Origin of the sequence: Microbispora sp. CSR-4, assembly GCF_008033685.1 — a bacterium.
Lineage (GTDB): Bacteria > Actinomycetota > Actinomycetes > Streptosporangiales > Streptosporangiaceae > Microbispora.
The window spans coordinates 1-5,589 of the sequence record NZ_VJVX01000126.1; the positions used below are offsets into that span (position 1 = coordinate 1).

Consider the following 5,589-nt stretch of genomic DNA (forward strand, 5'->3'; position numbering starts at 1 on the left):
CCGCCGTGTCAACGTCCTGCACGCGATTCTGCGGCACAGGAGGCCGTACGACCCTAGCCATGTCCGGGCTGCGGTGGCTTGACAAAAGCATTAGGCAGCCTCCCGGAGGGATTCCAGCCAGGCCGCGAGGTCGCTCCACCAGACGCGCAGTTCGCCGTTCGGGAGCTTCACACACTTCGGCGCATGGCCGAGTTCGCGCCAGCGGTAAAAGGTCCGGCGGGAGACGCCTCCGAGCTCGGTGAGCACTTCGGGCACGGTCAGGAGTCGGTCGTTGCGCGCCATCAGCCGCTCCCCCCGACGCCGCTTGACGAGGAGGCGGTGAATGCGGCGACGAGGGCGTCACCCGGGGAGTAGCCCTTTCCGGCGTACTCCCATTCGCTGACGACGAGGACGGTGTCCTCGTCGAGGAGGGGCAGGCGACCGGTGATGAGGTCCTCATCGCGGGCATGGTTCTGCCGGTCGGCACGGATATCGCCGAGGGTGGTGGAGTAGCGGCGGGATCGGGTGGAGAAGTGACCGCGGAAGCCGAGCATGTGCGCCCAATGGATCAGCCGGATGTCGGCCAGCTCCTTGAAGGCGCCGAGGCGGAGGCATTCGGCGATGAGCCGTCGGGCGTGGTCGCGGACGGGTAGGGCGGTCAGGTCCTCGCCGGGGACGATGCGTCGGTCGATGGTGCCGACGCATTCGGCGGCCTTGGTGGCGTACTTGGCCACGTACCCGGCTACGGCCTGGTCGGTCAGCTCGCCGTTCATCGCGATCGGGCGGGCGTCGAGTTGCGTGCCCCAGCGGAGTACGCGTTCCGGTTGGCCGTCGTAGGCGGGCACCTTGGCCGTGACCACGGAGGCGGCGTGCTCTACGGCCTGGGTGAGCAGGTCGAGGGTGGCCCAGGCCGGGGGCGGGGAGATGGGTCCGGCCGGGCCGTCGAGGCGGATCACGGCATGCAGGTGGACGACGCCGCGCCGCTGGTACTCGGCCACCTTGGCGAAGGACACGACGAGCTGGTCCCGCATGTCACGCAGGGTCAGGCCGCCGAGCTTGGCCAGGTGCCGGCGCAGGGCGTCGGCGAAGCGCTTCCACAGCAGCGGCGCGACCGCGTTGAACAGCACCGAGCCCGTGTAGTCGTAGCAGTCGGGGCACAGCGGCTCACCGAGGCGGTCATCCTCACTCCCGTGCCGGGCGGTGCAGGACAGGACGCGCCCGTGTGGGCAGGTTTCGGCGTCGCGGCGGGGGTGGCAGGGCAGGACGCTCCCGTTGTGCTGCCTGCGGGTGTGGACCGGGCCGAAGGACGGTGCGGTGAGCGTGACGAACAGGCACGGGTGCGCGGTCACCGACGCGGGGACGCCTTTGCCGCCGACGAGGCCGGCGCGGATGAGGTGGTAGGTGTCGGCGCGGTAGGTCTCGGCGCAGGCGGGGCAGCGGGAGGCGCGGCGGGTCTTGCACGGGACGCGAAGGACGCCGTCGGGTTCGAGGCGGGTGCTGTAGCGGTGCAGCAGGGTCCCGGTAGCCCTGTCCCAGTGTTCGACCTTGCCACGCAGGTGGATCGGCTGCCGGCAGCCGCCCGTTCGGCGGATCTGGGAGGCGAAGCGGGAGCAGTCAGGGTTGTTGAGTCGGGCGATGGCGCCGCGGATGGCGTGCGCGTTGGCGGATGTTACGGGCAAGATGGAGACCTCCTTTCGCTCGATGGGTGGAGGGATGGCCCCCGACCTGGCGGTTGTCTTGGCGGATGTACGGCCAGGCTCGGCTTCTGCTGAAGGGGTTCAGCAGAAGCCGAGCCCGTCACAGTGGCGGCAGGTCTCGCCGTAGGAGTCGAGACCGCCTCCGCCGCAGTGGCAGCATTGCCACCGCCGCGGCGTTATCGGCACGGGAGTCGCGGGCGGGGCCTGCTCGGTATTGGGCATAGGTGTCACCTCCTTTCGTGGTCAGGCGGCCTGCGCCACGTTCTCGTCTGGAACGGGGTCGGGCTGGATGCAGCCTTCGTAGCTGCGATCGGCCTCGTACTGGGCGCGGCGGGCGGCGAGGATGGCCACGGCCTTGTACTCCACCGGTCCGAAGCGGACCGCAGCGCCGTAGTGGCCGAACTCCTGGCTGGTCGGAGCGCCGAGCAGTTCGGCGATGTGGTCGACCTCGGCGCACATCTCGGCATCCGTGGCGCCATGCGGGAAGTGCAGGGCGTAGACGGAGCGTGGGACGGGGATGGCCGGGTTGGCGTCCAGGAAGTCGGCCAGGGCGCGGAGCCCGGCGATGAGCGTGCTCCGGTGGTTGTCGTTGGTCATGTGGTGATCTCCTTCCACTAGGCGGGTTCGGATGCGGTGCGCAGGGTGCGCAGCAGGTCGGAGGCGAGCTGGTTGGACACACCGAGGCGGGCGCGCAGCAGGTCGCGTGTGATCGGCTTGCCGTGCTTGGCCTGGTGCTCATCAGCCACGCGGCGGGCGTAGTCGACCAGCGCCGGGGACGGTCCCGGCTCGCTGTCCTGCCCGTCCTGTACGGCGGGGACGAGCGCCTGGGCCGGGGACCGCGAGGACGAGACGGGCTCGACGGTCAGGACGGTCGGGGACGGTTCGGGACGAGGGGCGGCGGCGCGGCGTTCGAGCATCGAGACGGCAATGAGGAACGCCCCGGCAGGTGTGGCCGCCGTCAGCCAGCCCCACACGGTCGGTTCGGCCTGATGGAGGTTGGCGGCCAGGGACAGCATGATTCCGCCAGCCAGGACGAGCGTCGGCCACGACACCCACCCGTTGCGCTGGCGTCCGGTCTTCTTGTCCCGCTGGCGTTCCCGGGCGGCCATGACGCAGGTGAGGTCGACGCAGACGGCCACGGCCCACGACATCCAGCCGGTCTGTCCGTGGTCGGTGGCGGTGTCGCGGATGTGGGTGAACGATCCGGCACCCGCGATGGCGGCCAGGACGAGGACCGGCCCGGTGTCGAGCAGCCATGAGGCCAGGCGTCGCATCGTTACCCCCTTTCGGTTAGGCGGACAGCAGGTCGGACAGGGCAACCCCATCCCGGTCGGGCCGGACGATGTCGGCCCAGTCCGGGGTCAGGTGGGCGTAGGTGCGGGCGGCGTGTTCGGCGATCTGCTCGGCGACATAGAAGGAGCGGGCGCGGTACCACTGGCCGTCCTGGGAGGCGACGATCGCGACGCCGGGCGTCTCGGCGGGGATCGCGCGAGCGGAGACCAGGGCTGCTGGGTCGAGGTCGCCGAGCGTCATGGTCGCGGTCTCGGGATCGTTGACCCGGTGGCAGATCCGCCCCGAACACTGGGCACGCAGGGCGGTGACCCCCGGGCCAAGGTCGGAGCCAATTCGCTGGCCGGAGCAGAACAGGTAGATGCCGAACGCCCGCCCGAGCTGGGCCACCCGCAGCAACGCGGTCGAGGTGTGGGCGATCTCGTCTTTCTCGGACTTGTCGGCCATCAGGTACAGCTCGGCCAGCTCGTCGACCAGCACCACGACCGGGACCGGCCGCACCCCGGGCGGCAACTGCCAGATGTTGCGGGCGCCAGCCGTACGGCACAGTCCCATCCGGTCGACCATGAGCGCCACCAGGTCATCCAGCAGGGTCACGCTCTCGGCCCGTGTGGTGGCCAGGGCCGACAGGCGTGGTGCGTACGGGGTGAACTCGACGCCGCCTTTGAGGTCGATGCCGACCAGGGCGACCGGCTGCGGGGCCAGCCCCACCAAGAGGGCGTTGGCGAGGTTGGACTTGCCCGACTGGGTGGCGCCCGCGTTAATCCAATGCGGCACCGTGCGGAAGTCGATCGTCCACAGCTCGCCGGTCTCCAGCCGCCCCACGTGGACAGTGAGAAGCTCGCCCGAGGCCGGGAGGTGGTCGAGCCGGACGAGCGGGTCCCGCACCGTGGCGGCCAGGACCACACGGCCAGGCCGAGGGGACGAGACCCGTACGGCGTGGACGCCCCAGGAGTGCGCGAGCCTCTCGGCGGCCTGGGCATAGTCGGCGGGGATCTGCCCTTCGAGGGTGTGGACGGTGACGCGCCAGCCGTGCCGCGTCGGCAACGGCAGCCACATGAATGGCTTGGTGTCGACCGCGACACGCTGGAAGCGCCGCCGTACCTTCACGAGCCCGGTTGAGGCGATCGCGCCGGGGACGGTGGTGAACCACCAGCGTTGGCGCTTCTTGGTCAGGCCGCAGCCGAGGGCGACCTTGCGCCAGGTTGCCCAGATCGTGATGGCCATCAGCGGGAACCCGACTGCCAGCCAATACGACCGGTAGTGAACGTGGCGCCAGGCCCACAGGCCGGCCGCCGCAGCGGCCAGGCCCGCGAGCAGCATCAGCAGGGCGTCACGCATGAGCGGTCACGCCCGCCGGGACGATCGAGCTGGCCCGGTAGCTGATGCCCCAGCGGGCCTCGCCGCCCCGGGACATCTCCCATACGTAGCCGACCAGGCCGACCGGGGTGACGTCCTGCCCGGCGGCCACCTGGGGCTCGCCGGAGGTGCCGACCTTGACGAGTTCGATCCGGCCGAACTCGTCCTCGACCGACAGGACGATCTCGTAGACGGTGTTGCCGTTCTTGTCGGTCTTGATCTCGCCGGTGTCCTGGTTGAGGACGCGCGGGCGGGGCGCACGGACGCAGACGAACTGCAGCTTGGTCACGTCGACCGGGATTGGAATGGTGCGCATCTTGTGGACCTCCTTAATCTCGTGGCCAACATAGTTAACTAGGTTGGCCTGGTTGTCAATGTTCTCTCGGTTGGCTTGGTCGTGTTGCTGTGCTGAGATAAGAGGCAATGGTCAAGAAGACGGGACGGCCCGGTTACCTCCAGATCGCCGACGATCTGCGCGAGCAGATCCGCGGCGGATCTCTGCCGCCCGGCTCCCCGTTGCCGTCGACCACCCAGCTCGCCGCCCGGTACGACGCCTCGCTCAGCGTCGTGAAGCTCGCGGTCGGGATTTTGCGGACCGAGGGCCTGGTCATCGGCCAGCAGGGCAAGGGCGTGTTCGTCCGGGAAGACGTCCCGGACGTCGACCCTGGACCGGCGGGCGACTTGGCGAGCGAGGTCATCGCGCTACGCACCGCCGTACAGGACCTGTCGGAACGCCTGGCGCGGGTCGAAGAGACCTTGTCTCGGCGATCCGAGACGTAGGGCCGCCGTTCCGCACCCTTAAGCCGGTGACGTGCCGGGCCAGCCGTGCCGACGCGTCTCCGGAGGCGCTGCCACGGAACATGGCCTTGTCCTCTCGCCGGATGCCGACCAGGACCGCTACGTAGCCGACGGCCACGACCGCGCTGAGCGCCAGGGCGATGATCAGAGGCAGCGCGCTCACGACCAGATCACCCCCAGGGCGGCGGCGTTGAGCGGGCCGCGAGGGGGACGGCGGGTGATGGAGCGACGCCGGGCGGTCCTGCGCCGGGCCTTCTCGCGCCGCTCCCAGCGCTGACGGGCGAGGCACTTGCTGCAGTGGATCTGTCCGGGCTTCAGGAGCGCGCCGCAGGCGCAGTCGGGGCTCTCCTCCGGTGGGGCAATCGTCTCTGTCATGGTCTGTTCTCCTTCCGTCGCAGGTAGTGGTGCGTTGTGACACCGAGAGTGCGACGGAAGGGCAGGACGAGATCACTACACGACGGGACAT

At 69.9% G+C, this 5,589-nt stretch carries 8 protein-coding genes; 1 reads left to right on the plus strand and 7 read right to left on the minus strand.

Annotated features, from left to right (window positions below):
* Positions 1-90: 90 nt before the first annotated feature.
* From FLV34_RS38640 to FLV34_RS38665, 6 genes are all read right to left on the minus strand, one after another.
* Complete coding sequence (locus FLV34_RS38640) at positions 91-282, minus strand: AlpA family transcriptional regulator (RefSeq protein ID WP_187280863.1); 192 nt, start codon at positions 280-282, stop codon at positions 91-93.
* Positions 282-1,658, minus strand: a complete 1,377-nt coding sequence (locus FLV34_RS38645; protein WP_147945525.1) for a replication initiator — start codon at positions 1,656-1,658, stop codon at positions 282-284. Before FLV34_RS38645 ends, FLV34_RS38640 begins: the two co-directional genes overlap by 1 nt.
* 261 nt (positions 1,659-1,919) lie before the next feature.
* On the minus strand, positions 1,920-2,273 hold the full coding sequence (locus FLV34_RS38650; RefSeq protein ID WP_147945526.1) for a hypothetical protein: 354 nt from the start codon (positions 2,271-2,273) through the stop codon (positions 1,920-1,922).
* Between the two features lie 17 nt (positions 2,274-2,290).
* Complete coding sequence (locus FLV34_RS38655) at positions 2,291-2,950, minus strand: DUF2637 domain-containing protein (RefSeq protein WP_147945527.1); 660 nt, start codon at positions 2,948-2,950, stop codon at positions 2,291-2,293.
* A gap of 16 nt (positions 2,951-2,966) precedes the next feature.
* Positions 2,967-4,307, minus strand: a complete 1,341-nt coding sequence (locus FLV34_RS38660) for an FtsK/SpoIIIE domain-containing protein (protein ID WP_147945528.1) — start codon at positions 4,305-4,307, stop codon at positions 2,967-2,969.
* Positions 4,300-4,641, minus strand: a complete 342-nt coding sequence (locus tag FLV34_RS38665; protein ID WP_147945529.1) for a hypothetical protein — start codon at positions 4,639-4,641, stop codon at positions 4,300-4,302. Before FLV34_RS38665 ends, FLV34_RS38660 begins: the two co-directional genes overlap by 8 nt.
* Before the next feature lie 107 nt (positions 4,642-4,748).
* Between FLV34_RS38665 and FLV34_RS38670 the strand changes: the two genes are divergently transcribed.
* On the plus strand, positions 4,749-5,105 hold the full coding sequence (locus tag FLV34_RS38670; RefSeq protein WP_147945530.1) for a GntR family transcriptional regulator: 357 nt from the start codon (positions 4,749-4,751) through the stop codon (positions 5,103-5,105).
* Between the two features lie 177 nt (positions 5,106-5,282).
* On the opposite strand, the gene FLV34_RS38680 is transcribed toward FLV34_RS38670, so the two are convergent.
* On the minus strand, positions 5,283-5,498 hold the full coding sequence (locus tag FLV34_RS38680; RefSeq protein ID WP_147945532.1) for a hypothetical protein: 216 nt from the start codon (positions 5,496-5,498) through the stop codon (positions 5,283-5,285).
* Between the last annotated feature and the right edge of the window lie 91 nt (positions 5,499-5,589).

Bases quoted from the DNA above. Each gene is read 5' to 3' on its own strand.
- FLV34_RS38665 (WP_147945529.1), bottom strand. From the start codon at position 4,641: ATGCGCACCATTCCAATCCCGGTCGACGTGACCAAGCTGCAGTTCGTC.
- FLV34_RS38640 (WP_187280863.1), bottom strand. From the start codon at position 282: ATGGCGCGCAACGACCGACTCCTGACCGTGCCCGAAGTGCTCACCGAG.
- FLV34_RS38680 (WP_147945532.1), bottom strand. From the start codon at position 5,498: ATGACAGAGACGATTGCCCCACCGGAGGAGAGCCCCGACTGCGCCTGC.
- FLV34_RS38650 (WP_147945526.1), bottom strand. From the start codon at position 2,273: ATGACCAACGACAACCACCGGAGCACGCTCATCGCCGGGCTCCGCGCC.
- FLV34_RS38670 (WP_147945530.1), top strand. From the start codon at position 4,749: ATGGTCAAGAAGACGGGACGGCCCGGTTACCTCCAGATCGCCGACGAT.
- FLV34_RS38655 (WP_147945527.1), bottom strand. From the start codon at position 2,950: ATGCGACGCCTGGCCTCATGGCTGCTCGACACCGGGCCGGTCCTCGTC.
- FLV34_RS38660 (WP_147945528.1), bottom strand. From the start codon at position 4,307: ATGCGTGACGCCCTGCTGATGCTGCTCGCGGGCCTGGCCGCTGCGGCG.